24 protein-coding genes are annotated in these 24,166 nt (G+C 75.1%); 11 read left to right on the top strand and 13 right to left on the bottom strand.

Annotated elements, in window-relative coordinates:
- Positions 1-162 precede the first annotated feature (162 nt).
- Genes ACFWJ4_RS30310 through ACFWJ4_RS30300 form a run of 3 tightly spaced genes read left to right on the top strand, consistent with a single transcriptional unit; the run spans position 163 to position 3,067 of the window.
- Positions 163-927 carry a (Fe-S)-binding protein gene (locus ACFWJ4_RS30310; protein WP_380549453.1) on the top strand — a complete coding sequence of 255 codons (765 nt, stop codon included), beginning with the start codon at positions 163-165 and terminating at the stop codon, positions 925-927.
- Entirely contained in the window at positions 924-2,369 is a 1,446-nt protein-coding gene (locus tag ACFWJ4_RS30305) for a lactate utilization protein B (RefSeq protein WP_380549450.1), read from the top strand. The genes ACFWJ4_RS30310 and ACFWJ4_RS30305 overlap by 4 nt, the downstream gene beginning before the upstream one ends.
- Positions 2,366-3,067, top strand: a complete 702-nt coding sequence (locus tag ACFWJ4_RS30300; protein WP_380549447.1) for a lactate utilization protein C — start codon at positions 2,366-2,368, stop codon at positions 3,065-3,067. Before ACFWJ4_RS30305 ends, ACFWJ4_RS30300 begins: the two co-directional genes overlap by 4 nt.
- Positions 3,068-3,073: 6 nt before the next feature.
- Here ACFWJ4_RS30300 and ddaH read toward each other — a convergent pair whose 3' ends face one another.
- Both ddaH and ACFWJ4_RS30290 read right to left on the bottom strand, forming a co-directional pair.
- A complete protein-coding gene (gene ddaH / locus ACFWJ4_RS30295) occupies positions 3,074-3,901 on the bottom strand; it encodes a dimethylargininase (RefSeq protein WP_380549444.1) in 828 nt (275 codons plus the stop codon).
- 251 nt (positions 3,902-4,152) lie between these two features.
- Complete coding sequence (locus ACFWJ4_RS30290; protein ID WP_380549441.1) at positions 4,153-5,046, bottom strand: 4Fe-4S domain-containing protein; 894 nt, start codon at positions 5,044-5,046, stop codon at positions 4,153-4,155.
- A gap of 218 nt (positions 5,047-5,264) precedes the next feature.
- Between ACFWJ4_RS30290 and ACFWJ4_RS30285 the strand changes: the two genes are divergently transcribed.
- Positions 5,265-6,047 (top strand): SGNH/GDSL hydrolase family protein, encoded by a 783-nt coding sequence (locus ACFWJ4_RS30285; RefSeq protein WP_380549438.1) that lies wholly within the window; start codon positions 5,265-5,267, stop codon positions 6,045-6,047.
- Between the two features lie 25 nt (positions 6,048-6,072).
- On the opposite strand, the gene ACFWJ4_RS30280 is transcribed toward ACFWJ4_RS30285, so the two are convergent.
- The gene (locus ACFWJ4_RS30280; protein WP_380549436.1) at positions 6,073-6,510 is read right to left on the bottom strand and encodes a DUF2809 domain-containing protein; all 438 of its coding nucleotides are present in this window, start codon (positions 6,508-6,510) and stop codon (positions 6,073-6,075) included.
- A 236-nt stretch (positions 6,511-6,746) separates the two neighbouring features.
- On the opposite strand from ACFWJ4_RS30280, the gene ACFWJ4_RS30275 reads away from it, so the two are divergent.
- On the top strand, positions 6,747-8,195 hold the full coding sequence (locus ACFWJ4_RS30275; protein WP_380549433.1) for a DUF2252 domain-containing protein: 1,449 nt from the start codon (positions 6,747-6,749) through the stop codon (positions 8,193-8,195).
- Between the two features lie 48 nt (positions 8,196-8,243).
- Here ACFWJ4_RS30275 and ACFWJ4_RS30270 read toward each other — a convergent pair whose 3' ends face one another.
- Genes ACFWJ4_RS30270 through ACFWJ4_RS30260 form a run of 3 tightly spaced genes read right to left on the bottom strand, consistent with a single transcriptional unit; the run spans position 8,244 to position 11,054 of the window.
- A complete protein-coding gene (locus tag ACFWJ4_RS30270) occupies positions 8,244-8,939 on the bottom strand; it encodes an alpha/beta fold hydrolase (protein ID WP_380549430.1) in 696 nt (231 codons plus the stop codon).
- 28 nt (positions 8,940-8,967) lie between these two features.
- Positions 8,968-10,494 (bottom strand): MFS transporter, encoded by a 1,527-nt coding sequence (locus ACFWJ4_RS30265; RefSeq protein ID WP_380549427.1) that lies wholly within the window; start codon positions 10,492-10,494, stop codon positions 8,968-8,970.
- Entirely contained in the window at positions 10,491-11,054 is a 564-nt protein-coding gene (locus tag ACFWJ4_RS30260) for an XRE family transcriptional regulator (RefSeq protein ID WP_359899380.1), read from the bottom strand. The genes ACFWJ4_RS30265 and ACFWJ4_RS30260 overlap by 4 nt, the downstream gene beginning before the upstream one ends.
- A 264-nt stretch (positions 11,055-11,318) precedes the next feature.
- On the opposite strand from ACFWJ4_RS30260, the gene ACFWJ4_RS30255 reads away from it, so the two are divergent.
- The gene (locus ACFWJ4_RS30255) at positions 11,319-12,569 is read left to right on the top strand and encodes a DUF5685 family protein (protein WP_380549424.1); all 1,251 of its coding nucleotides are present in this window, start codon (positions 11,319-11,321) and stop codon (positions 12,567-12,569) included.
- A 4-nt stretch (positions 12,570-12,573) separates the two neighbouring features.
- On the opposite strand, the gene ACFWJ4_RS30250 is transcribed toward ACFWJ4_RS30255, so the two are convergent.
- The 3 genes from ACFWJ4_RS30250 to ACFWJ4_RS30240 form a co-directional block, all read right to left on the bottom strand.
- Positions 12,574-12,771, bottom strand: a complete 198-nt coding sequence (locus ACFWJ4_RS30250; RefSeq protein WP_380549421.1) for a hypothetical protein — start codon at positions 12,769-12,771, stop codon at positions 12,574-12,576.
- Positions 12,764-12,907, bottom strand: a complete 144-nt coding sequence (locus tag ACFWJ4_RS30245) for a hypothetical protein (RefSeq protein ID WP_380549418.1) — start codon at positions 12,905-12,907, stop codon at positions 12,764-12,766. Before ACFWJ4_RS30245 ends, ACFWJ4_RS30250 begins: the two co-directional genes overlap by 8 nt.
- A gap of 263 nt (positions 12,908-13,170) precedes the next feature.
- Positions 13,171-13,734, bottom strand: coding sequence for a TetR/AcrR family transcriptional regulator (locus tag ACFWJ4_RS30240; protein WP_380549415.1), 564 nt, complete (start codon positions 13,732-13,734; stop codon positions 13,171-13,173).
- A gap of 100 nt (positions 13,735-13,834) precedes the next feature.
- On the opposite strand from ACFWJ4_RS30240, the gene ACFWJ4_RS30235 reads away from it, so the two are divergent.
- The 3 genes from ACFWJ4_RS30235 (at position 13,835) to ACFWJ4_RS30225 (ending at position 16,746) form a co-directional block, all read left to right on the top strand.
- Positions 13,835-14,317, top strand: a complete 483-nt coding sequence (locus tag ACFWJ4_RS30235; protein WP_380549412.1) for a DUF1348 family protein — start codon at positions 13,835-13,837, stop codon at positions 14,315-14,317.
- Between the two features lie 151 nt (positions 14,318-14,468).
- Positions 14,469-15,536, top strand: coding sequence for a hypothetical protein (locus ACFWJ4_RS30230; protein WP_380549409.1), 1,068 nt, complete (start codon positions 14,469-14,471; stop codon positions 15,534-15,536).
- A gap of 130 nt (positions 15,537-15,666) precedes the next feature.
- Entirely contained in the window at positions 15,667-16,746 is a 1,080-nt protein-coding gene (locus ACFWJ4_RS30225) for a trypsin-like serine peptidase (RefSeq protein WP_380549406.1), read from the top strand.
- Between the two features lie 73 nt (positions 16,747-16,819).
- Here the strand turns inward: ACFWJ4_RS30225 and ACFWJ4_RS30220 are convergent, their stop codons facing one another.
- Both ACFWJ4_RS30220 and ACFWJ4_RS30215 read right to left on the bottom strand, forming a co-directional pair.
- A complete protein-coding gene (locus tag ACFWJ4_RS30220; RefSeq protein ID WP_380549403.1) occupies positions 16,820-17,404 on the bottom strand; it encodes a hypothetical protein in 585 nt (194 codons plus the stop codon).
- 58 nt (positions 17,405-17,462) lie between these two features.
- Entirely contained in the window at positions 17,463-18,020 is a 558-nt protein-coding gene (locus ACFWJ4_RS30215; protein WP_359899397.1) for a MarR family transcriptional regulator, read from the bottom strand.
- 84 nt (positions 18,021-18,104) lie between these two features.
- Between ACFWJ4_RS30215 and ACFWJ4_RS30210 the strand changes: the two genes are divergently transcribed.
- The gene (locus ACFWJ4_RS30210; protein ID WP_380549400.1) at positions 18,105-19,466 is read left to right on the top strand and encodes an MFS transporter; all 1,362 of its coding nucleotides are present in this window, start codon (positions 18,105-18,107) and stop codon (positions 19,464-19,466) included.
- A 10-nt stretch (positions 19,467-19,476) separates the two neighbouring features.
- On the opposite strand, the gene ACFWJ4_RS30205 is transcribed toward ACFWJ4_RS30210, so the two are convergent.
- Positions 19,477-20,373, bottom strand: a complete 897-nt coding sequence (locus ACFWJ4_RS30205) for an alkaline phosphatase family protein (protein ID WP_380549397.1) — start codon at positions 20,371-20,373, stop codon at positions 19,477-19,479.
- A gap of 333 nt (positions 20,374-20,706) precedes the next feature.
- Here ACFWJ4_RS30205 and ACFWJ4_RS30200 point away from each other — a divergent pair, with 333 nt between their 5' ends.
- Positions 20,707-21,981, top strand: coding sequence for a serine hydrolase domain-containing protein (locus ACFWJ4_RS30200; protein ID WP_380549394.1), 1,275 nt, complete (start codon positions 20,707-20,709; stop codon positions 21,979-21,981).
- Between the two features lie 114 nt (positions 21,982-22,095).
- On the opposite strand, the gene ACFWJ4_RS30195 is transcribed toward ACFWJ4_RS30200, so the two are convergent.
- Positions 22,096-24,166, bottom strand: a 2,071-nt coding sequence (locus ACFWJ4_RS30195) for an ATP-binding protein (RefSeq protein ID WP_380549391.1), incomplete at its 5' end; no start/stop codon positions are given.

Genomic DNA, 24,166 nt, shown 5'->3' with positions numbered 1-24,166 from the left:
CCTGAGGTCCCGAGGCCCTGAGGTCCTGAGGTCCCCCCGCGGCACCGGTCCGCTCGGTACGATCACGAGCGGCCCGGTGCCGTTCGGCTTCCGGCGCCCTCCGCGTGTCCGCACGTCCGTACACCGGTGCGTCCGGCGGGAGTTCGGCAGAAGGGAGCCCGGATGCGGGTCGCGCTGTTCGCCACCTGCGTCAACGACGCGCTGTTCCCCGCCACCGCGGTGGCCACCGTCCGACTGCTGGAACGGCTCGGCGTGACGGTGGACTTCCCCGCCGGGCAGACCTGCTGCGGTCAGCCGCAGTACAACACCGGCTACCGCAGGGCCTGCGAGCCGCTGGTCCGGCGGACCGCGAAGGCCTTCGCCGGGTACGACCACGTGGTGACGCCCTCCGGCTCCTGCGTGGCGATGGTCCGGGACAACTACCCCCGGATCGGCGCCCGGGCCGCCGCCGAGGGCCGGGGCACCGCACTCGCCGACCTGGCCACCGGCCTGGTGCCCAGGGTGCTCGAACTGACCGAGTTCCTCACCGACGTGCTCGGCGTCGAGGACGTCGGCGCGTACTTCCCGCACACCGTCACCTACCACCCGTCCTGCCACGGCCTGCGCCTGCTCGGCCTCGGCGAGCGCCCGCGCCGGCTGCTGGGCGCCGTCAAGGGCCTGGAACTGGTCGAGCTGCCCGGGGCCGAGGAGTGCTGCGGTTTCGGCGGCACGTTCGCGGTCAAGAACGCGGCGGTCTCGGCGGCCATGGCCGAGGACAAGCTCGCCAACGCGCTCGGCACCGGCGCCCGGGTCCTGTGCGGCGCCGACAACTCCTGCCTGCTGCACCTCGGCGGCACCCTGCGCCGCACCGGCGCGCCCCTGCGACCGCTGCACCTGGCGGAGATCCTGGCCAGTACCGAGGAGCACCCCTGGAGGCCGTCCGCATGAGCGCGCGCAGCGAGCGGACCGGGAACCCGGCCGGCACCTTCCTCGGCATGCCCGCCTTCCCGCAGGCCGCCGCCGGGGCCGTACGGGACGAGCGGCTGCGCGCCAACCTCCGGCACGCCACCCGCACCATCCGGGACAAGCGGGCCCGGGCCGTCGCCGAACTCGCCGACTGGGCGGAACTGCGCGCCGCCGGGAAGGCGATCAAGGACCACACGCTGCGGCACCTCGACCGCTACCTGGTCCAGTTGGAGGAGAACGTCACGGCGGCCGGCGGCACCGTGCACTGGGCCGCCGACGCCGAGAAGGCCAACCGGATCGTCGCCGGGCTGGTCCGGGCCACCGGAAGGACGGAGGTGGTCAAGGTCAAGTCGATGGCCACCCAGGAGATCGAGCTCAACGAGGCGCTGGCGGCCGAGGGGATCACCGCCTACGAGACCGATCTCGCCGAACTGATCGTGCAGTTGGGCGACGACCGGCCCTCGCACATCCTGGTGCCGGCGATCCACCGCAACCGGGCCGAGATCCGGGAGATCTTCGCCGACCGGATGGCCTCCTGGGGCCGCCCGGCGCCCGAGGGCCTCACCGACTCCCCCGCCGAACTCGCCGAGGCCGCCCGGCTGCACCTGCGGGAGAAGTTCCTGCGCGCCGAAGTCGCCGTCTCCGGCGCCAACTTCATGGTCGCCGAGACCGGCACCCTGGTGGTGGTCGAGTCCGAGGGCAACGGCCGGATGTGCCTCACCCTGCCGCGGACCCTGATCTCCGTGGTCGGCATCGAGAAGGTCGTGCCGACCTGGCGGGACCTGGAGGTCTTCCTCCAGCTGCTCCCCCGCTCCTCCACCGCCGAGCGGATGAACCCGTACACCTCGCTGTGGACCGGGACGACCGAGGGCGACGGCCCGTCCGAGTTCCACCTGGTGCTGCTGGACAACGGCCGCACCGCCGCGCTCGCCGACCGGGTCGGCCGCCAGGCGCTGCGCTGCATCCGCTGCTCGGCCTGCCTCAACGTCTGCCCGGTGTACGAGCGGGCCGGCGGGCACGCCTACGGCTCGGTCTACCCGGGGCCGATCGGTGCCGTCCTGACACCCCAACTGCGCGGCACCGCGAGCGCGGTGGACGCCTCGCTGCCGTACGCCTCCTCGCTCTGCGGGGCCTGCTACGAGGTCTGTCCGGTGGCGATCGACATCCCCGAGGTGCTGGTGCACCTGCGCGAGCGGGTGGTCGAGCAGGGCGGGCACCCGCTGGAGCGGGCCGCGATGGCGGCGGCCGGCTTCGTGCTGGACCACCCGGCGGCGCTCACCGCCGCCGAGCGGCTGGCCGGGCGCACCCGCGCGCTGCACCCGCGCCGACTGCCCGGGCCCGGGCGGGCCTGGACCGACACCCGGGACCTGCCGGAGGTGCCCGCCGAACCGTTCCGCGACTGGTGGCGGAGGAACCGCACATGACCACCCCCGACCGCACGCGACCCGACAACCCTTCCACCTCACGGGAGTTGATCCTCGGCCGGATCCGGGCCGCGCTCGGCGACACCGCCGGGGCGGCCGAACAGCCGCCGCCCCGCGACTACCTGACGGCGCACGTGCCGACGGACGACCCGGCGGCGCTGCTCGACCTGCTGCACCGCAACCTGGCCGACTACCGGGCCCTGGTGCACCGCTGCCGCGAGGACGAACTGCCGCGGCTGATCGCCCGGTTGCTGGTCGAGCGGGGCAGCCGGACGGTCGTGGTGCCGGCCGGTCTGCCGGCCGGCTGGCTCGCCGCCGCCGAGGCCGAGGGGGTCGCGCTCCTCCCGGACGACGGGACGCCGACCGCCGCCCGGCTGGACACCGCGGACAGCGTGGTGACCGGCTGCGCGCTGGCCGTCGCCGAGACCGGGACGATCGTGCTGGACGCCGGTCCGGGCCAGGGCCGGCGGCTGCTCTCGCTCGTCCCCGACCACCACGTCTGCGTGGTGCGGGCGCCGGAGCAGGTCGTCGCCTCGGTGCCGCTCGCCCTGCCGCGGCTCGATCCGGTCCGCCCGCAGACCTGGATCTCGGGGCCGTCCGCCACCAGCGACATCGAACTGGACCGGGTGGAGGGGGTGCACGGGCCGCGCACCCTGGAGGTGCTGCTGGTCACGGCGGCGGACCGGGACGCCGGGTAGGGCGTGTCACCGCGGCCTGAGCTCCAGGGTGCAGCACTTCGCCCCGCCACCGCCCTTCAGCAGCTCCGAGACGTCCACCGGGACCGGCTGGTAGCCGTGCTCGGCCAGGCGGCCGGCCAGGTTCTTGGCCGCCTCCGGCAGCAGCACCCGGCGGCCGTCCGAGACCGCGTTGAGCCCGAACACCTCGGCGTCGGCCCGGTCGGCGAGGACCGCGTCCGGGTACAGCGCGCGCAGCACCGAGCGGCTGTCGGCGTCGAACGCCTCCGGGTAGTACATGACGTGGTCGTCGGCGAGCACCGCCAGTGCGGTGTCCAGGTGGTAGAAGCGCGGGTCGACCAGGGTCAGGCTGACCACCGGGACGCCGAACAGCTCCCCGGCCTCGGCGTGCGCGGCGCGCGAGGTGCGGAAGCCCGTCCCGGCGAGCACCCGGCGGCCCACCACCAGGTGGTCGCCCTCGCCCTCGTTGACGTGCCCGGCGCGGCGCACCTCGCGGTAGCCGTGCTCGCGGAACCAGGCCAGGTAGGCCTCCGACTCGGCGGCCCGCTCCGGGTGGCGGAAGGTGGCGACCAGGGCCCGGCCGTCCAGCACGGTGGCGCCGTTGGCGGCGTACACCATGTCGGGCAGGCCGGGCACCGGGTCGATCAGCTCGACGGTGTGGCCGAGCCGGCGGTACGTCCAGTAGAGCCGCTCCCACTGGCGCAGGGCGAGCGCGGTGTCGGTGGGCTGGGACGGGTCCATCCACGGGTTGATCGCGTAGTCCACGGTGAAGTGCGTCGGCCGGCACATCAGGTAGCGCCGCGGCCGGGCCTGGCGCTCCGGTGTCTGCGTGAGCATGACTCAACCATCCTTGGATCGCGGGGAGTTCGTCGCACGGAGTTCGGGGTTCGCGAGGCCGAACACCTTCGTTCCCAAGGCGGCTGCCCCGGCGGAACCGTTCGCACACCCGGGCGGGCGCTCCCGGCGGTCGCACGCCCCCGCGCACCCGGCGCAGGCACCGGCGCACCGGCCCTCCGGCGCCCGCGGGCGGGCCGCGCCGCCCGTGGACCCCGGCTACCCCGACGGACCGCCCTGCCCGCGGACCCCGGCTACCAGCGGACCGCGCCGAAGTCCACCGGTCCGGGCCGCAGCTCCCGGCACCGCTCCGCCAGCGCCCGCAGTCGGCGGTCCGCCTCCTCGGCGGACATCCGGCGCCGCCCGCCGTGGCCGGGCAGCAGCCACTCGAAGCGCAGTACGCCGAGGCCGCGCCGCAGCGAGGCGGCGAGCTCCTCGATCGAGTACCAGGTCACCGACTCCGCCACCTCGATGTCCCCGGTGGTGCGGGACCAGTACAGGCTGTCGCCGCTGAAGCAGTACCGCTGGTCCGCGAGGTAGAGCACGCTGCCCCGGGTGTGGCCGGGGAACGGGTGGGCGACCAGGCCGGGCGAGACCTCCGTCGGCCCGGTGCCGCGCAGCACCCGGTCGGCGTCGGGCACGGCCTCCAGGTCGCCCTCGTGGATCCAGAGCCGGGCCCCGAGGCGGTCGGCGTACGCCCGGCCGTGCGCGGCGTGGTCGCGGTGGGTGAGCAGGACGTCGGTGACCGGGCCGAGCGCGGCGTACCGGGCGGCCAGGGCCTCGCTGTAGCGCGGCGTGTCGACCATCACCCAGCCGGTCGGGCGGCGGCAGAGGTAGGAGTTGGCGCCCGCGATGCGGCGGGAGTTGTGGCCGAGCAGCAGCAGGTCGTCGGCGAGGGCCAGCGGGAACGGGTCCTCGGCCGGCTCCAGCGGCCCGGTGCCGGGGCGGATGGAGCGGGTCGGGCAGGCGTGGGCGGCGGCGAGCAGCTGTCGGCGCTCGGCCGCGTCGCGCGGCTGGCGGACCAGCTCGGAGCGCCCCTCGTGCTCGCGGACCAGGCCGGGCGCGAGCTGCCGGGCGACGTCGCAGTTGGTGCAGCGGTCGTCGATGGACCAGTTCTCGGGCGGAACGGGGCGCAGGTCGGTGGTCATGGATGCCTTCCCCCAGGAGGACTGCGGCCGGAGCCGGCCGCTCCCTTCGAGCATCCGCCGGACGGGCCGGAAAGCGGAAGGGGGCGCCGATCTTGCGCTTTCCGGGGACCGGGTCTCTGCGGGCGGAAGCGCCCGGTGCTGGTACGTGGCCCATCTCACGTGCCGCCGGGGTCACCTACGGTGGCGTAGGTCACTTGATTGGGTGAACTATCTCTTTCATGCCGAATCTCCAGGAGACCCTTGACCTCGATTCGTACGCCGCCCTCGGGGACAGCTTCACCGAGGGTCTGAACGACCCCGGCATCGACGGCAGGTTCGCCGGCTGGGCCGACCGGCTCGCCGGAATCCTCGCCGACGGACGCCCGCCGGGCGACTTCCGCTACGCCAACCTCGCCGTGCGCGGCCGGCTGCTGGACCAGATCACCGCCGAGCAGGTGCCGCAGGTCCGCCGCCTCCAGCCCGACCTGGTCACCTTCTGCGCGGGCGGCAACGACATCCTCCGGCCGGGCAGCGACCCGGACGAGGTGGCCGGACGCTTCGAGGCCGCCGTCGTCCAGCTCACCGAGAACGCCGGGACGGTGCTGGTCTGCACCGGCTTCGACACCAAGGACGTGCCGCTGCTGAAGCACCTGCGCGGCAAGATCGCCACCTACAACGGACACGTGCGCGCCGTCGCCGACCGCAACGGCTGCCAGGTGGCCGACCTGTGGTCGCTGCGCGCGGTGCAGGACCGCCGCGCGTGGAGCGAGGACCGCCTGCACCTGTCCCCCGAGGGCCACCAGCGGGTCGCCCTGCTGGCCGCCCGCTCGCTGGGCCTGCGCACCGCGCAGGACCCGGAGGCCCCGTGGCCGGACGCCCGCGTGCTCACCGCCGCCGACCAGCGGCGGGAGAACATCCAGTGGGCCCGCGAGCACCTGCTGCCCTGGGTCGGCCGGCGCCTGCGCGGCGAGTCCTCGGGCGACCACGTCGAGCCCAAGCGGCCGGAACTGCTTCCGCTCTGACGGTCCGTCGGCTCACTCCGCCGGCTCACTCCGCCGGACGGCTGCACCGAACGGCTCCGCCGGCCGCTGCGACTCGGGAGGTCCGCAGCAGCCGGTGGAGCGCTCCGGCACAGCCCGCGCCGACCAGGTACCAGAACAGGTCCGGCGGGTTGAAGGTCGAGCCCAGGACCAGCCGGGCCAGGACGCTGTGCCGCCCCCAGGCGTCCGGCAGGCCGGTGAGCTGGAACAGCTCCACGGCCCAGCTCAGCGCGGCGGCCAGGACGGCGGCCCGGCCGGGGCGCAGCCCCGGCGCGGCCAGCACGAGCAGGGCGTACAGCAGGACGGTGTAGAGCGCGTCCCCGGCGTCCTTGGCGAGGTCCCCGCCCAGCGCCGCCCGCACCCCCAGCCCGGCCGCCACGGTCAGCGCGGCGGCGGCCCCTGCCGCCAGGCGCACCCGAAGGCCCTTCCCCCCAAGATCGTTCACCCGCCCCACGCTACCCCGCGCCGCACGCACTCCGCCCCGGCCGCCCGCCTCCCGCCTCCCGCTGCCCCCGGAGCCCACACGCTCCGCCCAGCGCCCGACCGCGACCCCCGCCACCTGCGCCCCACAACCGGACCCCCTTCCCCCGGAACCACCGCGCGACGCCGCACGTCACTCCCCCGACGAACGTCCGCGCAGGTCGCGGGCGGGATGAGGACCGGAAGGGACGGGCGGGACAAGTGGCGCACGTGGGTGGGGCCGAGGCGGCCGAGGATCGGTCGGGGCCGGCGGCGGGGCAGGACGAGCGGACCCGGCGCGGGTTCGCGGTGGCCGGGTTCGCCCCGGCGCAGGACGGGAGGGCGCGGGAGCGCGGCAAGGAGCTGCGGGCGAGGGTGCCCCGGGAGCGGCACGCGGAGTTCGCGCCCGCGCCCGACCGGCCGACCGCCGTGTCCGCGCTGGAGACCTCCAACACGGGCCGAATAGCCCGGCTGGTACCGATCCGGGTCGGCCGGATGGCCGCGAGCCCGTTCGCGTTCCTGCGCGGGTCGGCCGGGCTGATGGCCGCCGACCTCGCGGGCACCCCGGTGACCGGGGTCGACGCGCAGCTGTGCGGGGACGCGCACGCCGCCAACTTCGGTCTGTACGGCGACGCCCGCGGCCAGATCGTGCTGGACATCAACGACTTCGACGAGACCGTCCCCGGCCCCTGGGAGTGGGACCTCAAGCGGCTGGCCGCCAGCCTGGTGCTGGCCGCCCGCGAGGCCGGGGCGAGCGAGAGCACCGCGCGCGAGGCCGCCCAGCACGCGGCCGGCTCCTACCGCCGGACGGTGCGCACGCTCGCCAAACTCCCCGGGCTGGACGCCTGGAACGCCATCGCGGACGAGCAGCTGGTCTCCTTCGCCGAGGCGCACGACCTCGCCGAGGTGCTGCGCAAGGTCGGCGCGAAGGCGCTCGGCAACACCAGCGCGCGGTTCGCCTCCCGCAGCACCGCCCGTACCGCGGACGGCGGTTGGCGCTTCACGGCAGCTCCCCCGGTGCTCACCGAGGTGACCGACGCGACCGCCCGCGCCGTCGCGCACGCGCTCGGCCCGTACGTCGAGACGGTGCCGGCCGAGGTGCGCACCCTCCTGTCCCGCTACCGGGTGCAGGACGTGGCGTTCCGGGTGGTGGGCACCGGCAGCGTGGGCACCCGCTCGTACGTGGTGCTGCTCACCGACCACCGGGACCAGCCGCTGGTGCTGCAGGTGAAGGAGGCGCGTCCCTCCGCGCTGCTGCCGTACCTGCCGGCCGGGCCGCGGTCCGTGCCGGACGGGCACGAGGGCCGCCGGGTGGTGCTCGGGCAGAAGCACATGCAGGTGGTCAGCGACACCCTGCTGGGCTGGACCACGGTCGACGGACTCCCCTACCAGGTGCGGCAGTTCCGCAACCGCAAGGGCAGCGTCGACCCGGCCGCCCTGCAGCCGTCCCAGCTGGACGACTACGCCCGGATCACCGGCGCCCTGCTGGCCCGGGCGCACTCCCACACCGCCGACCCGGGCCTGCTGGCCGGGTACTGCGGCAAGGGCGAGACGCTGGACGAGGCGGTCGCCGCGTTCGCGGTGGCTTACGCGGACCGCACCGAGGCCGACCACGCCGACCTGCTGACGGCGGTGCGCAACGGGCGGCTGCCCGTCGAGCACGGCGTCTGACCCGCCCGGCCGCGGCTCAGCGGGCCCGCGGCACACCGGCCCTGCGGCTCAGCGGGCCAGGAACGGCGCCACCGCGGCGACGAACTCGGCGGGCCGGGCACCGTGCACCAGGTGCCCGGCCTCGACGGTGACCAGGCGGCAGTCCGGGATCAGCCGGGCGAGTTCCGCGATCCGCTCCTGCGGGATGTGGCTGGCCGGGCCGCCGGCCACCGCCAGGGTGCGGGCCGTGATCCTCGCCAGCCCCGCCCGCCAGGCCGGGTCGGGGTCGTCCAGCTGGGCCCTGACGGCCCGGACCATCGCCCAGTCGAAGTGCGCGTCCGGGTCGGGATCCTCGGGCAGCGCGCTCGCCGGGCGCGGGTACAGCGCGGGGATGTCCTCCAGGACCAGCCGGTCGATCCGCTCCGGCGCGGCCTGGGCGAGCAGGTAGGCGACGGCGCCGCCCATCGAGTGGCCGACCAGGTCGACGCGGGCGAGTCCGAGGGCGTCGAGGAAGGCCAGCACGTCGTCCCGCATCGCCTCCAGCGAATAGGCGGCGGTGCGGGAGCTGCCGCCGTGGCCGCGCAGGTCGAGCGCGTACACGTGGTGGCCGGGGGCGAGCCCGGGCAGGACGGGTGCCCAGTCGGCGGCGCGTTCGCCGAGGGCGTGCAGCAGGACGAGGGGAGGGCCGCCGGGCCGTCCGCTCTCCCGGTAGGCGAGCGTCACCCCGGGCAGGTCCACGGTCCGGTTCCGTACGGCGTCGGTCATGCCCGCCACGGTACGCACGGACCACGGGCTAGCGGACCGGCGTTCGCCCTCGGCGGATCGCGACCGGCTCGCCCTCCCGCTGCTCTCGGGCCGCGGCGCGGCCGGCGAACACCGAGGCCAGCACGGCGAGTCCGGCCACCGCGGCGCACACCGTGCTCGCCGTCAGGAAGGCCGAGCGGTGCCCGCCGCCGCCGGCGGTCTCCCGCAGGTAGACCCCGGACAGCGCCGAGATCGCGACGGCCGCCGCGATCCGCTGCGCCATCTGCAGGATCGCCCCGCTCACCCCGGCCGCCTCGGCGGGCGCGTGGCGCAGCACGAACGCCTGGTTGGTGGAGCCCATCAGTCCGACCGAGGCGCCGCCGAGCAGTTGCAGCAGCGCCAGCAGCCAGGGCAGGACGGCGGCGGGCGCCCAGTGCGCGAGCAGCCCGCTGAGCAGCATGGCGAGCGCCGAGCCGACCATCCCGGCGGTGACGGCGCGCCGGCCGTAGCGCTGGACGACCCGCCAGGCGAGCGCGGAGGCCGTGCCCATGGCCACGGCGGAGGGCAGCGCGACCAGCGCGGCGCCCATCGGGGACAGGCCGAGGCCGTCCTGCAGGAACATGGTCAGGACCAGCGAGGCCGCGAGCGAGGAGCCGAACTGGGCCATCGCGGTGGCCGTCCCGAGCGCGTACGGCGCGGAGCGGGTGAGGGCCGGGTGGATCAGCGGCCGGCCGCCGGCCCGGGCGTAGCGGCGCTGCCACCAGGCGAGCGCGCCGAGCAGCAGCAGGGCGGTGGCCGCGAAGGCGAGCCAGCCGGTCCAGCCGGGCGGCCGGACGAAGGGCAGCATCAGGGCGAGGGTGAGCGCCCCGACCAGCAGCAGGCCGAGGAGGTCGAGGTTGGCGTCGCGCGCGCTGGGGCGGGGCTTCGGCAGGTGGCGGGCCGCCAGGGCGACGGTGGCCAGTCCGAAGGGGACGTTGAGCAGGAAGGTCAGCCGCCAGCCGTTCTCGGGGCCGGCCAGGGCCAGCACGGCGCCGCCGATCGGCGGGCCGAGCGCGAAGGCGAGGCCGCCGGTGACGGCGTACATGCCGAGGGCGCGGGCCCGCAGCTGGCCGTCGAAGACGTCCTGGAGGGTGCCGATCATCTGGGAGTTGACCAGGCCGGCGCCCGCGCCCTGGAGCAGCCGGGCGGCGATCAGCACCCCGGGCTCGGTGGCGGTCGCGGAGACCAGGCTGACCAGGGTGAACAGGGCGAGGCCGGTGACGAAGAACCACTTGCGGCCCTTGACGTCGCCCAGCCGCCCGCCGGGGATCAGCGCGAGGCCGAAGGCCAGCGAGTAGCCGGCGACGATCCACTGGAGGTCGGCGGGCCCGGCGTGCAGGGTCTCGCGCAGGGCGGGGATGGAGGTGTTGAGGACGGACTGGTCGAGCAGCGTGGTGAAGCCGCCCGCGACGCAGACCAGCAGGATCCGGCGCCCGGCGGCGTCGAAGCGCTCCTTGGGCTTTCCGGATCCTCCGGGCTTCCTGCTGTCCTCGGGCTTCCCGGGCTCCCCGGCTATCGGGTCGGCGGCGGCGCTCACGGCTCGACCACCACCAGCGCGTACCGGGCCTCGCCCGGGCCGAGGCTGCGGAAGCGGCTGGTGACGCCGACGTAGCGCAGGCAGTCGCCGGGGCCGAGCGGCTGCGGCTCCCCGTCCACGGTCAGCTCCAGATTCCCCTCGAACAGCCACAGGTGGTGCTCCCGGCCGGGCGTACAGGCACGGTCGTAGGCGATGTCCGCGCCGGCCGGCAGCCGGCCCTCGATGATCTCCGCCCGCAGCGAGCCGTGCGGCGGCGAGACCGACCGGCGGACGAACCCGGTCGTCCCGTCCCGCCAGACCTGCTGCTCCCCGGCCCGCACCAGCCGGGCCGGGCCGGACTCCACCTCGGCGAGCAGCCGCGACATGGTCCGCCCGTACACGGCGCACAGCCGACCGAGCAGTGCGGCCGTCGGACTGACCTCCGCCCGTTCCACCCGGGACAGCGTCGAGCGGCTGACGTCCGCCAGCCGCGCCAACTCCTCCAGCGTCCATCCGCGTTCCAGCCTCAGCTCGGCGAGCCGTTGCGCCAGCCGCTCGTCGGCGGCCGTGTCGATTCCCATATTCGCGATGCTATCCCGGATCTGAGATCATCTCACCGGCTCCGGACCCACGACTCCGGCCGGCCGGCGCAGCCGGGACGGCGGGCAGGGGGCGGGGCGGGCAGCGAGTGGCGGGTGGCGGGTGGCGCACCCCTGGGGAGGCGCGTCCGCCACCTCCGCCCGGTCTCCGGGGCTTGACGGGGCCTCGGCCCGAACAGGGCGCCGATCATATGATGTGCGGCGGATCGTGGCCGGTCGGCGGCCCGTGAAGCAAGGGGGACCAGCGTGTTCGGCATCATCAGACCGTGCAGGCACCGATTGTCGGAGCGCCTGCAGACTTCCTGGATGGCCCACCTGTGCGGGCTCTGCCTCGCGCTGCGGGACGACCACGGGCAGCTGGCGCGAACGGCGACCAACTACGACGGTCTGATCATCTCCGTGCTGGTCGAGGCCCAGGCCGCCCGGGAGGACTCCTCCTGGCGCCGCACCGCCGGGCCCTGCCCGCTGCGCGGCATGCGGACCGCCTCCGTCGCCAAGGGTGAGGGCGCCCGGCTCGCCGCCGCCGTCTCGCTGGCACTCGCCTCGGTCAAGATCCGCGACCACGTCGAGGACCGCGACGGCGTCTTCGCCCGCCGCCCGGTCGCGGCCGGAGCCCGTGCCGTCACCCGGCGCTGGGACCGGCAGAGCGCGGGCAGCGCCTCCACGGTCGGCTTCGACACCGCGGTGCTGCTCGACGCGGCCTCCCGGCAGGGCGGGTTGGAGCGCTCGCTGCGGCCCGGCGGGTCCGTCCTGCTGGTCACCGAGCCCACCGAGACCGCCACCTCGGCCGCCTTCGCGCACACCGCCGTGATCGCCGGGCGCCCCGGCAACGCCGCCCCGCTCGCCGAGGCCGGACGGCTGTTCGGCCGGCTCGCCCACCTCCTCGACGCCGCCGAGGACCAGGCCGCCGACGCGGCCTCGGGCGCCTGGAACCCGCTGACCGCCACCGGCACCGACCGCGCCGAGGCCGAACGGCTCTGCCGCGACGCCGTCCACGGCATCCGGCTCGCGCTGCGCGAGGTCGAACTCGCCGACCGCACCCTCGTGCACGTACTGCTCGCGCACGAGACCGAGCGGGCGGTGGAGCGGGTCTTCGGACCTGCCCGGCACGGGGCGGCCTGCCGCCGCCCGGACGCGGCGGGCACCGCCACCGGCGAGCACCCGCACCAGGCGCCGCCGCAGCAGACGCCGCCCGGCCAGGCGCCGATCCCGCCGAGGGTGCCGCAGGGCCCGGGGTTCACCCCGCCCGGCCAGAAGCCGCCGAACCCCCGCAACCTGCTCGCCGGGTGCGCGATGTGGGCGCTGATGGCCTGCACCTGCCAGCTGCTCTGCTGCGACCACGAGGACCCGTTCAGCCGCGAGCGCCGCGAGGGCTTCTGCGTGCGGAACGACTGCGAGTGCGGTGACTGCAGCGGCTGCGGCGACTGCTGCCAGTGCTGCGACGGGGACTGCTGCGACGGGTGCGACTGCTGCTCGTGCGACTGCGGCTGCAACTGACCGGTCAGTCCCTCCGGTCGGCGCCGCCCTCCCGCTCCCGGCCGCCCACCACCGGCCCGGGGTGCCCCCGCAGCACCCCGGGCCGGTCCGCGTTCCGCTCCTGACCGGCCTCCCCGCGCCGCCAGAGCGGCAGCACGGCCACCGGCAGCACCGCCACCGGAGCCGGCCCGGCGCACTCGGGCGGCTCGGCGCACTCAGGCATCGCGCCCCGCCGCCTTCCGGTCCACCACCAGCGAGTCCTCCAGCCGTGCCAGCAACCGCCGGAACCGCTCGGTGTCCTGCTCCGTCATCCGCCCCTCGGGCGACGCCCCCGGCCGCTCGGCCGTTCTCTCGTCCATGCGCCCGAGGCTAGGCGGTGGCGATCAATGGGCGATAAACGCGCGTTCGGGCGAAAAGCACTCGCCCGGTGCGGTTCGGCCGGGAACGGTCGCCCCGCGTGGCGTCCCCTCCGCACCGCCGGCACCGCCGACACCATCGGCACCACCCGCTGCCGCCCGGCACCACCCGCTGCCGAGGGGCAACGACGGCCCCGCACGGGGCCGTCGCCACGGGCGACGGGGTGCGCTCGCCCCCCGGCCCCGGCCGTCGCCCCCTCCCCCGGCTACCGCCCCGGCGTCGCGGCCAGCAGCAGCCGGGCGGCCTCCCTCGCGTCGTCGGCGGCCGTCGGATCGCCGTGGACGGCCGCGCTGGTGATCGCCCCCTCGGCCAGCAGGGTCAGGTGGGCGGCCGTGGCGGACGGCGCTCCGGCGGCCTGGGCCAGGCCCGCGAGGTAGCTCCCGAACTCCGCCTTGTGGTGCCGGGCGGCGGCCACCACCGCGGGGCTGACGGCGCCCAGTTCGCCGAGCGAGTTGACGAAGGCGCAGCCCCGGAAACCGGGTTCGGCGAACCACCGGCCGAGCCAGTCGTAGACCGCGAGCAGTTGCTCCCGCGGGTCGCCGCCGGTGCGCGAGACGTACTCGGCGAGGCTCGCCCGCCAACGGCCGTCGCGGCGCAGCAGGTAGGCCTCGACGAGCTCGCCCTTGGACGGGAAGTGCTGGTAGACGCGGCGCATGGTCATGCCGGAGGCGGCCCGGACGGCGTCCATGCCGACCGCCTGGATGCCCTGCCCGTAGAACAGCTCCTCGGCCGCGTCGAGGATTCGGGTCCGCGGGTCTTCCTGCTCCATCTGCCGTGCCCTTTGCGTGAGAACGATGGTTCTCCTATCGTATCCACCAGAGTGAGAACGATCGTTCTCACCAGCGGAACGCCCATTCCTAGGAGCATCCATGCCCGAGACCGGCACCGAGCAGCGCCCGCCCCTGCCCCCGTTCACCGAGGAGACCGCCCGCCGGAAGGTCCGGGCCGCCGAGGACGCCTGGAACACCCGCGACCCCCGGCGGGTCGCCCTCGCCTACACCCCGGACAGCCGCTGGCGCAACCGCTCCGAGTTCCTCGCCGGCCGCGAACGGATCGCCGACTTCCTCACCCGCAAGTGGCAGCGCGAGCTCGACTACCGCCTGATCAAGGAACTCTGGGCGTACGACGGCGACCGCATCGCGGTCCGCTTCGCGTACGAGTGGCACGACGGCGACGGCCGCTGGTACCGCTCCTACGGCAACGAGAACTGGGAGTTCGACCGCGACGGCCTGATGGCCCGTCGGCACGCCTCCATCAACGACCTGCCGATCACCGCCGAGGAGCGCCTGTTCCACTGGCCGATCGGCCGCCGCCCGGACGACCACCCGGGCCTCACCGAACTCGGCCTCTGAACCGCCCCCGCCACGGGGCCACGGCGCTCCCCCGCTGTTCCACGGCTGTGACACGGCACGCATCCGCCGCTGACCTCGCACTGCGAGGCTCCTGGTCGAAGGCGAACAGCACACAAGGGGGAGCGGGAAGATGTCCGTACGCAACAGTTCCGTGCGAAACCGGTTCGGCACCACCGCGGCCATCGCGCTGATGGTCAGCGTCGGCGCCGTCCTGGTCTCCGCCTGCGGCCCCGAGAACGGCGACTCCGCCCCCACCGCCGCTCCGACCGGCGGCGCCGCCCCGGCCGGTACCGCCCCCGGGACGGCGTCGCCGGGAACGGCCGCGCCCGGCTCCTCCGCCCCCTCCGGCAGCGCCGCGCCCGGCGGCGGCAAGGAGGTCAACGGCACCTCGGCCGCCAACCACCTGACCATCTCCACCGGCACGGCGACCGTCGCACTGAACGGCACCACCGTCGACTTCGGCACCGTCGTCCGCGACCTGGCCTGGTCCCCCGACGGAAAGAAGGCCGCCTTCGTCAACGGCAACGGCGACCTGATGACCGCCAACCCGGACGGCACCGGCAAGGTCGTCCTCGCCAAGAACCCCGGCGGCGAGACCTGGTCCCACCCCACCTGGCAGCACGCCACCGCGGACCCGAGCGTCACCGCCGGCGGCGAGGCGCTGGATCGGTTCGCCGCGATCGTCTTCACCTCCGACAAGGGCGGCACGCTGCGGCTGGAGAAGGTCCCCACCAAGTCCCCCGGCGCCACCCCCGAGGTGCTCACCCCACACATCTCCGAGGGCGGCGGCGATCCGGTGCCGCAGCCGCCGCAGACCGGCAACACCTGGGCCAACGCGGGCGGCCACCGGGGCGAGATCGTCTACGCCAACACCCCGGCCAACGAGGTGTACCTGTACGACGACTACATCCGCCCGGCGACCCGGGACCTGGGCAAGGGCTCGCAGCCGGCCCTCGCCCCGGACGGCGAGCACCTCGTCTTCGTCCGCTCGGTGAACGGGCACGACCACCTGTTCACCCGCTCCACCCGGATCGACCAGAAGGCCGAGAAGGACCTCACCCCCTCCGCCACCACCGACTACACCCAGCCCGCCTGGTCCCCCGACGGCAGGACCATCGCGGTCCGCACCCCGGACGGCATCAGCACCCTGCCCGCCGACGGCTCGGCCGCGCCGACCCAGGTCTCCACCGTCAAGGGCCTGCCCTCCTACCGCCCCTGATGCCGGCTCAGGCAGAGCGGAGGCCACCGGTACAGGACCGAGACGCCGTTACCGGAACCTGATCCTCTCGACGGACGGCCGAGACCCGTTCCACACAAAAGTCTGACGTCCCGCGCCTAGCGTGCCGGACATGCCGAAGACACCCGCAACACCGACCGGAACACCGACCACCGACCGCGCACTGCCCCGCAGGCTCGCCGCCGTGGGCGCCCTCCTGCTGAGTGCGACCACGGCGGCGGTGCTGCTGCCGAACGCCGCCCTCGCCGCGGAGCGGGAGACCGTCACGACGCACGCCGGCGCCACCACCGCGCAGGAGCGCGACCTGGTCGACGCCTACTGGACCCCCGCCCGGATGAAGCTGGCGGGTGCCATGGTCCCCGAGATCACGCCCGTGCCCGAGGACGACAACACCCCCGACGACCCGCGGCCGCTGCCCGCGGACACCCTTGACCCCGGGGCCGTGTGGACCCACGGCGGAGCGGTGACCCGCAGCGTCGGCCGGCTCTTCTTCACCTTCTCCGACGGCTACGACGGCAGTTGCACCGCGACGGTCGTCGCCGGCGCGAACCGCAGCACCGTCGTCACGTCGGCCCACTGCCTGCGGGGGGTCGGGGCGCCCGCCGCCGCCGACACCTGGAACCACAACCTCTACTTCGTGCCCGGGTACCGCAACGGGACCAAGCCGCTCGGCGGCTTCAGCATCAGGACCATGGCCACCTCCTCCCGCTGGGACTCCGCACCGAGCGGGACCGGGTCGGACGAGGTCGCCGTGGCCGGCCACGACGCCGCGGTCCTGGTGGCGAACCGTTCGGCCGAGGGGCGGCGGGTCGCGGACGTGACCGGCAGCCAGCGGATCGCGTTCACCCCGCCCGTCGAGGGCGAGTTCGTCCACGCCTTCGGATATCCGAAGGACCGGCTGAACAACCCCGACGGCAAGTACACCGGTTCGCGCCTGATCCACTGCGCCGGACCGAGCCGACCCGGGCCCAAGGCCCCGCTGCTGTGGGGCGAGCCCTGCGACATGTCGCACGGGGCCAGCGGCGGCCCCCACTTCACCGGGTTCGACCCCGCCACCGGGACCGGCACCCTCGTCGGCGTCACCACCACCTCCGAGGAACTCGCGGGCGGCCCGGCCGGCACCTCGTACGCCACCCGCCTCGGTGACGGCGCCCGCCGCCTCTACGACTGGGCGCAGACCCGGGCGGTCTGACCCCCTCGGCCCCGAACCCGCCCGGCCGGCAGCTCCGCCGGCCGGGCCACCGGGGCCGCACGGGCCACGAGCGCTACCGAGGCTTCGCCAACTCGGCGCGCAGCTCGGCCAGGTGCTCGTCGGCCGACTCGTGCGGCAGGAACTCGACCACGTCGAGGAAGCGGAACAGCACCCGGGTCCCGGTGACGGCGTACTCGTAGTCGCCGAACCCGACCACCGCGCCCGTGCCGCCGCGCGCCGCGCCCCGGACGGCGGCCGAGGTCAGCTCGTCCGCCGTGTCCCCGGCGCCCGCCCGCCGTCGGGCGTTGGGGCGCGCCAGGTACGGGCAGACCATGGCGGCGTAGAGCATGCAGGACCGGTGGCCGGGGCCCTCCATGGTGGGCGCGAGGTTGCGGTACGGCTGCCCGGCCGCGAGCGCCCCGGCGATCGCCGCGCTCTCGGCGGCGCCGACCACCCGCCACACCGGTCCGCGGTCCATGAACCGCCCGCACACCGAGCACCGCCGCTCCAGCGCGCAGTCGGCGCTGCGCCCGTAGTCGGTCAGCGCGAACTGCGGGACGTCGCCCTGCCACGGCGTGATCGCCGGCACCGGGTAGCCCCGCCCGTCCCTGGGCCGCGCCCCCACACCGTCCGGCACCGGCACAAGTTCGAATCGCACGCCCCTATCGATACCAGGGACGGACGCCGCGGGTCGACCCCGGCCGCCTGCCCGGGGCCTACCGCTCGCCCTCCTGAGCGAGCATCACCTTCCGCAGCAGGTCCGCCAGCGTGCGCCGTTCCTCCTCGGAGAGCACTCCCAGCAGCCGCCGCTCCTCCCGGCCCACCACGTCCAGGGCCTCCTGCCAGGCGGCGCGGCCGGCCTCGGTCAGCACGATGTCGACCTTCCGGCGGTCCTCGGTGGACGGCGTGCGCAGGACGAAGCCGCGCCGTTCCAGGGTCTCCAGCCGGCCGGTGACCGAGGCGGGGGCGAGGTTGAGGTCGGCCCGGAGGTCGGAGGGGGCGGCGTGGCCGCCGCGCCCGGCGAGCACGTGCAGGGTGTCGAACTCGTGCTTGTGCAGGCCGTAGTCGGCGACGCCCTGTTCGCGGACCCGGCCGAGGTGGCGGGTGAGTCGCGACATCCGGGTGACGGAGGCCTCGATGTCCGGGTCGAGACCGGGCAGCACCGGCTGCCAGCGGTCGAGGTGGCCGTCCGTCCAGTCCCGGGCCCCCGTCCGGTCACGGCTGCCCGTCCGGTCGCGGGGCGCAGTGGGCTGCTCGGGAGGGTGCTCGGCCATGGGAGGAGTCTACAAACCGCAGCAGAAACAACGGCGCAAAAATATTCGTTGCCGAAATTTCGGCAGCGAAATACAGTGCGGCACGTGACACGACACCCCTTGAACCTGAGCGGCTTCCGCCTGCTCTTCGTCGGACGGACCCTCTCCACCCTCGGCGACGCCGTCGTCCCGGCCGCCCTGGCCATCGCCGTCACCCGCGCCACCGGCTCGGCCGCCGCACTCGGCCTCGTCCTGGGCTGCGCGATGGTGCCGAGACTGCTCCTGCTGCCGGTCGGCGGCGTGGTCGGGGACCGCTTCGACCCGCGTCTCGTCGCCCTCACCACCGACCTGGTCCGGGCCGCCGCCCAACTGCTGGTCGGACTCGAACTGCTCGGCGGGGACCCGGACCTGGCGCACGTCGCGCTCGCCTCGGCGGTCGGCGGCACCGCCTCCGCCTTCGCCATGCCCACCGCCTCCCCACTGGTCGCCGCCACCGTCCGGGGCGAGCTGCGACTGCGCGCCAACGCCCTGCTCGGCTCCGCGACCGCCGCCGCCCGGCTCGGCGGCCCGGCCCTCGCCGGACTGCTGGTGTACACCGCCGGGCCCGGCTGGGCGTTCGTGCTGGACGGCGCCTCCTTCGCACTGAGCGCCGCGCTGCTGACCCGGCTCCGCATCGACCACGTGCCCGGCGAACCGCGCTCGCTGCGCCGGGACCTCGCCGAGGGCTGGAGCGAGGTGCGCTCCCGGGACTGGTACTGGACCAGCCTGATCGCCCACGGGGTGTGGAACGGCGCGAGCTCCGTGCTGCTCACCCTCGGCCCGCTGATCGCCGCCACCCGCCTCGGCGGGGACGGCGCCTGGGTGGCGCTGACCCAGGCGGGCGCGGTGGGTCTGCTGGTCGGCTCGCTGATCGCCGGACGACTGCGGCCCCGCCGCCCGGTGCTGGCCGGGAACCTCGCTCTCGCGCTGTACGGGCTGCCGCTGCTCGCGCTCGCCCTCCCGGCCCCGGCGCCGCTCGCGGTGGCCGCACAGGCGGTGGCGATGGCCGGGCTGGGCTTCCTCAACCCGGTCTGGCAGACGGTGGTCCAGCAGGAGTTCCCGCCCGGGGTGCTGGCCCGGGTCACCTCGTACGACTGGCTGCTGTCGCTGGCCGGAGCCCCGCTCGGGTACGTCCTGGCGCCGTTGGCCGCCGACGCCTGGGGCGACCGGGTGCCGCTGCTGGCGGTGGCGGGGCTGGTGACGGCGGTCTGCGCGGGCACGGCGGCGGTGCCCGGCGTCCGGCGGTACGGTGCCCGGCGGACCGCCGGAACCGCGCCCGCGCCCGGGCCGGCGGCCGAACGGCCACCGGCCCGGACCCGGGCTCACGATCGGGCTCGGACCCCGGATCAGGAGCCGGACCAGACCCGGGAGCAGGCCCCGGGACGGGACCGGACCCCGGAACAGGACCCGGCCGGGATCAGGGCCTGACCGCCGCCGTTCAGTTCCAGATGCCGGTGATGTCCGCGGCGGAGGCCGCGTTGCCCGCGTGGCCGGAGGCACCGGCCAGGTCCTCCAGGGTGCGCAGCACGTTGTAGTGGTTGTAGGTGGTGGCGCTGCTGCTGCCGGGCGTCACGTGGGCGCCGTAGATCACGGTCGGGATCCGGTTGCCGGACAGCTTGTTGTCCTCGTCGAAGGTGACGACCAGCAGGCTGTTGTGGGTCTGCGCCCAGGTGGCGTACGCGCCCAGGTTGTTCTTGATCCAGGTGTCGCCGGTGCCGACCGAGCAGTCGTGCATGTCGCTGCAGAGGTTCGGCACCACGAAGGAGACGTTCGGCAGGGTGCTGTAGTCGGTCGGGAACTGGGCGAAGGTCTTGGCGGAGCCGAGCGGGACGTTGCCGAAGCCGAACCAGGGGTTGTGCTTCTGGGCGTAGCTGCCGCTGCTGCACACGGTGCTGCCCTGGCTGGGCAGGGACTCGTTGTAGCTGCCCCAGGTCTTGCCGGCGGCGATCACCTCGGAGGCGAGGTTGGCGGCCTGGAAGCCGCCGACCGTCACACAGCTGTCGTCGACGGTGCCCTGGGTGGAGCCGGAGAACAGCGCGTAGTAGTTCGGCTCGCTCGGGTGGGTGATGCCGAAGGACTGGGTGAGGTTGGCCCCGCCCGCCTTCAGGGTGTTGTTGATGTACGGGGCGCTGCTGCTGCCGATGACCTGGGTGTAGGCGTGGTTCTCCATCACCACGACGACGATGTGGTCGGGCGTGGGCAGCGCGGCGGCCTGGGCGGTGGTGGCGGTGGCCGCCCAGAGCCCGGCGGAGGCGGCGAGCAGGGCGACGGCGGAGCCGATCGCGGTCGCGGTGCGGCGGGAGCGGGGGCTCAGGGCCTTCGTGGACGAAGTCATGACAATTCCTCGGGTGGAAGACGGCCCGGCGAGCCGGGCTCGGGACGGGAGGTGCCTGCCGCCGGTATGCGGCGTCCGGGGTGCGGCGCCCGGGTACGACCGGGCGCAAAGCGCCCGAACAGCATCGGGCGCAGAGTTCGACGCGGGTAGACGACGGCAGGTGAAACCTTGGCCCCGGCGCGGGAAACGAACGGTGCGGCCGCCGCCCACCGCATCGACAACGCGAAATGCGGGCGAACCGGTTCACATTGCCACGGACCGCCCGGGCCGGTGATAGTGATCTTCGAACGACGCGGTCCGACACCGCGTCAGCTCACGAGAGAACCGAGGAACATGGCGAAGACCAGCCTTCTGCGCCCGCTCGCGGTGGCCGCCGCCGGCGCCGTCCTGGTGGCGACCGGTGCCCTGCCCGCCGCGGCCGCCGGCCAGGACACCACCGCCGCGACCGCCCCCGACCTCGCCGGTGTGCGCGCAGCCCTCCAGGCCACCGTCTCGGCCGGCGCCCCGGGCGCCTTCGCGGTGATCCGCGACCACGACGGCGGCGACCGGACCCGCTCGGTGAACGTCGGCCTGGCCGACCTGGACGGGACCCCGATGAACTCCTCGTGGAGGTTCCGGGTCGGCAGCAACAGCAAGATGTTCACCTCCGTTCTCGTGATGCAGCTGGCGCAGGAGGGCCGGATCGACCTCGACCGGCCGCTGCGCGAGTACCTGCCCGCGGGCACCCTCCCGGAGGGCTGGACCATGACGGGCCGCCAGGTGCTGGAGCACCGGGCCGGGATCTTCGACCACACCAACGACCTGCTGGAGCAGGCCGGCGAGGAGACCACCAGCGCCTTCGAGGCCCGCATCCGCAGCACGGTCTACGACCCGCGCGAGCTGGTCGCGATGTCGGTCAAGCACGGCCTGCAGTACACCCCCGGCACCCGCTACTCCTACTCCAACACCGACTTCGTGCTGATGGGCCTGGCGGTCGAGCACCTCACCGGCCAGCCCTTCCCGGAGGTGCTGAACGAGCGGATCATCCAGCCGCTCGGCCTGCGCAAGACCTCCTTCGTGGTGCCCGACCAGGCGATCCGCGGCGCCCACGTCACCGGCTACCTCACCAACGACGACCGCACCAAGCCGCTGCTGAACTCCACCGAGCAGAACGGTTCCTGGGTCTGGGCCGCCGGGGCCGTCATCTCCACCGCCGAGGACCTCGACCGCTTCCTCACCGCGCTGACGGCCGGCGACAACGGCGGGCTCGTCTCGACCGCCTCGCTCCAGCAGATGACCGCCGCCCTGCCCACGCCCACCGCGAAGATCTCCTACGGCCTGGGCCTGCGCCGCATCTCGCTCTCCTGCGGGGACGTGTACGGGCACGGCGGCATCGTGCAGGGCTTCAACAGCCAGTCCTTCACCACCCCGGACGGGCGGCGCAGCGTGGTGGTCTTCGCCAACGCCTCCAACAACGGCTCGGTGACCCAGGGTCTGATGAACACCCTGGAGCCGGCCTTCTGCGGCAAGCAGCCCACCGTCGCCCCGCGGACGGCCTTCGCACCCGCCTCCGCACCGGCCTCGGCCCCGGTCGACTCGCTGCCGGTGGTGGAGGACACCCGGATCTGACCGGTCCCACCGGCCGCTGCGGCCCGCGCGCCCGCCCGCTTCCGGTGAGACCGGAGGCGGGCAGGGGCGTTTCCGGGTGCGGGCGCCACGGGCAGCGCTCCTCGGGAGAACCGGTCAGTGCCGGGCACCCGCCGCGCGGGGGCCCTCCGCGCTCAGGTCGGTGAGCGCCTCGGTCAGCAGCTCGCGGGCCTCCTCGGCGCGGCCCTGCTCGATCAGCGCGGTGCCCAGTTCGGTCAGCGTCTTGGTCATGCTGTCCGGGCGGCCCACCGCCTCGAAGTGCACCAGGGCCTGCCGGTAGGCCTTCTCGGCGGCCGGCCAGCGCCTCAACGCCGCGCGGTCCAGGCCGAGTTCGTGCGCGGTCATGGCCGCCAGGAGATGCATCAGCGGCGAGGACCAGCGCTCCACCAGCTCCAGCGCCCCGGCCAGGGCCCGCCGGCGCGAATCCACCGCCTCCTCCGCCCGGCCGGACTCCCGCAGGCAGTTGGCGGCGCCCCGCAGGGTGACCAGCCGGCCGATCATCGCCGAGCGGCTGGCGAGCTCGGCGAAGGCGTCCGCCGCCCGCTGGAAGGCGTCGGTCGCCTCCCGGTGCCGCTGGAGGTGGCGCAGGCCCGAGGCGAGGTAGGTGAGCGCCCAGCCCTGCTGCTCCCGGTCGCCCACCGCGAGGGCCAGCTCCAGCCCCTCGGTGGCCAGTTCGATGCCGCGCTGGTAGCGGTGCAGACAGGTGATGTACGTCCAGGCCAGGTAGTTGACGTGCACCGCCTCCACCCGCTGGTCCCCGGTCGCGCGGGCGGCGTCCGCCGAGAGCTGGAACACCTCGGCCCAGATGCCCCAGCTCAGCAACCGGTCGGAGAACCAGTGCATCGCCTCGGCGGTGTCCACCACCTCCCGGTAGCGGCCGGCCAGTTGCGCCTGGTGCAGGGCGGCCAGCCACTCGGGGTGCTCGTACTCCAGCCAGGCGGCCGCCTCGGTGAGATGCGGGGGCGCGGAGCCGCCGGTGCCGGCCGCGTCCGTGGCGTGGTCCGGGTCGAACCGCAGCCCGTACTCGGCCGCCCGGCCGAGGATCCAGCGGCCGGCCCGGGTACGGGCCTCGGCCAGCTCCTGGCCCGTCTCGTCGGCGGTCAGCCGCTCGCCCGCGTAGAGCCGCACCAGGTCGTGCAGGCGGTAGCGGTCCGGGGTGGCCGCCTGCATCAGCCCGGCGTCGACGAGCTGCTCCAGCACCAGCTCGGTGCGGGCCGCCGACAGGCCCGCGTAGGCCGCGGCGATCTCCGCGGTGAAGTCCTGCCCGGCGGTCAGCGCGCAGCGGCGCAGGACCAGTTGGGACTCGGCGGGCAGTCGCCGGTAGGACAGCTCGAAGGCCGGGCGGACGGCCAGGTCGCCGGTCTCCAGCAGGTCCAGCCGGTTCTCCTCGGCGGTGAGCTGGCGCACCAGGTGGGCGACCGGCTGCTGCGGGCGGGCGACCAGGCGCTGACCGGCGATCCGCAGCGCGAGCGGCAGGTAGCCGCAGAGCCTGGCCAGCTCGGCGGTGGCGTCGGGCGCGGCCTCGATCCGCTCGCGGCCGGCGATCCGGGCCAGCAGCCCGGCCGCCTCCGCCGGGGAGAGCACGTCCAGGCTCAGCCGATGCACCGACTCCAGGCCGGGCAGCACGTTGCGGCTGGTCACGATGGTCACGGCCGGGCCGGAGCCGGGCAGCAGCGGACGCACCTGACCCTCGTCGGCGGCGTTGTCCAGCACCAGGACGAGCCGACGCTCGCGCACCAGCGCCCGGTAGAGGCCGGCCCGCTCCTCCGTCCCGGCGGGCACCGCGGCATCGGCCACGCCCAGGGCGCGCAGCACCTGGCCGAGCGCGTCCCGGGCGGGCAGCGGCTGCGAGGACATGCCGCCGAGGTCCAGCGAGAGCTGGCCGTCCGGGAAGCGCGGGGCCAGGACGTGGGCGGCGTGCAGGGCGAAGGAGGTCTTGCCGAGGCCGGGCTGGCCGCTGACCAGCACCACGCGCGGGTGGGCCGGCCGCTCGTCCTCGGCCAGCCGGGCGAGCAGGGCGAGAGCGTCCTCGCGAGCGGTGAAGTCGGCGATGTCGCGGGGCAGCGCGAGGGCGCTCTGGCCGGTCTCGGCGGCGGGCACCGGCGGGGCGGCGGCGCGCGGCGCGTCCGTACGGGCGGCGGCCTCGTGCGCGGCGGACCGGCGGGGC

Source organism: Kitasatospora sp. NPDC127067 (assembly GCF_042724755.1).
Taxonomy (GTDB): Bacteria; Actinomycetota; Actinomycetes; order Streptomycetales; family Streptomycetaceae; genus Kitasatospora; species Kitasatospora lactacystinica.
The sequence above is the reverse complement of the archived record's forward strand: the minus strand, read 5'-3'. Positions and strand labels throughout refer to the sequence as shown.

Coding starts and splice junctions, on each gene's coding strand:
- ACFWJ4_RS30310 (WP_380549453.1), top strand. CDS start 163: ATGCGGGTCGCGCTGTTCGCCACCTGCGTCAACGACGCGCTGTTCCCC.
- ACFWJ4_RS30305 (WP_380549450.1), top strand. CDS start 924: ATGAGCGCGCGCAGCGAGCGGACCGGGAACCCGGCCGGCACCTTCCTC.
- ACFWJ4_RS30300 (WP_380549447.1), top strand. CDS start 2,366: ATGACCACCCCCGACCGCACGCGACCCGACAACCCTTCCACCTCACGG.
- ddaH (WP_380549444.1), bottom strand. CDS start 3,901: ATGCTCACGCAGACACCGGAGCGCCAGGCCCGGCCGCGGCGCTACCTG.
- ACFWJ4_RS30290 (WP_380549441.1), bottom strand. CDS start 5,046: ATGACCACCGACCTGCGCCCCGTTCCGCCCGAGAACTGGTCCATCGAC.
- ACFWJ4_RS30285 (WP_380549438.1), top strand. CDS start 5,265: ATGCCGAATCTCCAGGAGACCCTTGACCTCGATTCGTACGCCGCCCTC.
- ACFWJ4_RS30270 (WP_380549430.1), bottom strand. CDS start 8,939: ATGACCGACGCCGTACGGAACCGGACCGTGGACCTGCCCGGGGTGACG.
- ACFWJ4_RS30260 (WP_359899380.1), bottom strand. CDS start 11,054: ATGGGAATCGACACGGCCGCCGACGAGCGGCTGGCGCAACGGCTCGCC.
- ACFWJ4_RS30250 (WP_380549421.1), bottom strand. CDS start 12,771: ATGCCTGAGTGCGCCGAGCCGCCCGAGTGCGCCGGGCCGGCTCCGGTG.
- ACFWJ4_RS30245 (WP_380549418.1), bottom strand. CDS start 12,907: ATGGACGAGAGAACGGCCGAGCGGCCGGGGGCGTCGCCCGAGGGGCGG.
- ACFWJ4_RS30240 (WP_380549415.1), bottom strand. CDS start 13,734: ATGGAGCAGGAAGACCCGCGGACCCGAATCCTCGACGCGGCCGAGGAG.
- ACFWJ4_RS30235 (WP_380549412.1), top strand. CDS start 13,835: ATGCCCGAGACCGGCACCGAGCAGCGCCCGCCCCTGCCCCCGTTCACC.
- ACFWJ4_RS30225 (WP_380549406.1), top strand. CDS start 15,667: ATGCCGAAGACACCCGCAACACCGACCGGAACACCGACCACCGACCGC.
- ACFWJ4_RS30215 (WP_359899397.1), bottom strand. CDS start 18,020: ATGGCCGAGCACCCTCCCGAGCAGCCCACTGCGCCCCGCGACCGGACG.
- ACFWJ4_RS30205 (WP_380549397.1), bottom strand. CDS start 20,373: ATGACTTCGTCCACGAAGGCCCTGAGCCCCCGCTCCCGCCGCACCGCG.
- ACFWJ4_RS30200 (WP_380549394.1), top strand. CDS start 20,707: ATGGCGAAGACCAGCCTTCTGCGCCCGCTCGCGGTGGCCGCCGCCGGC.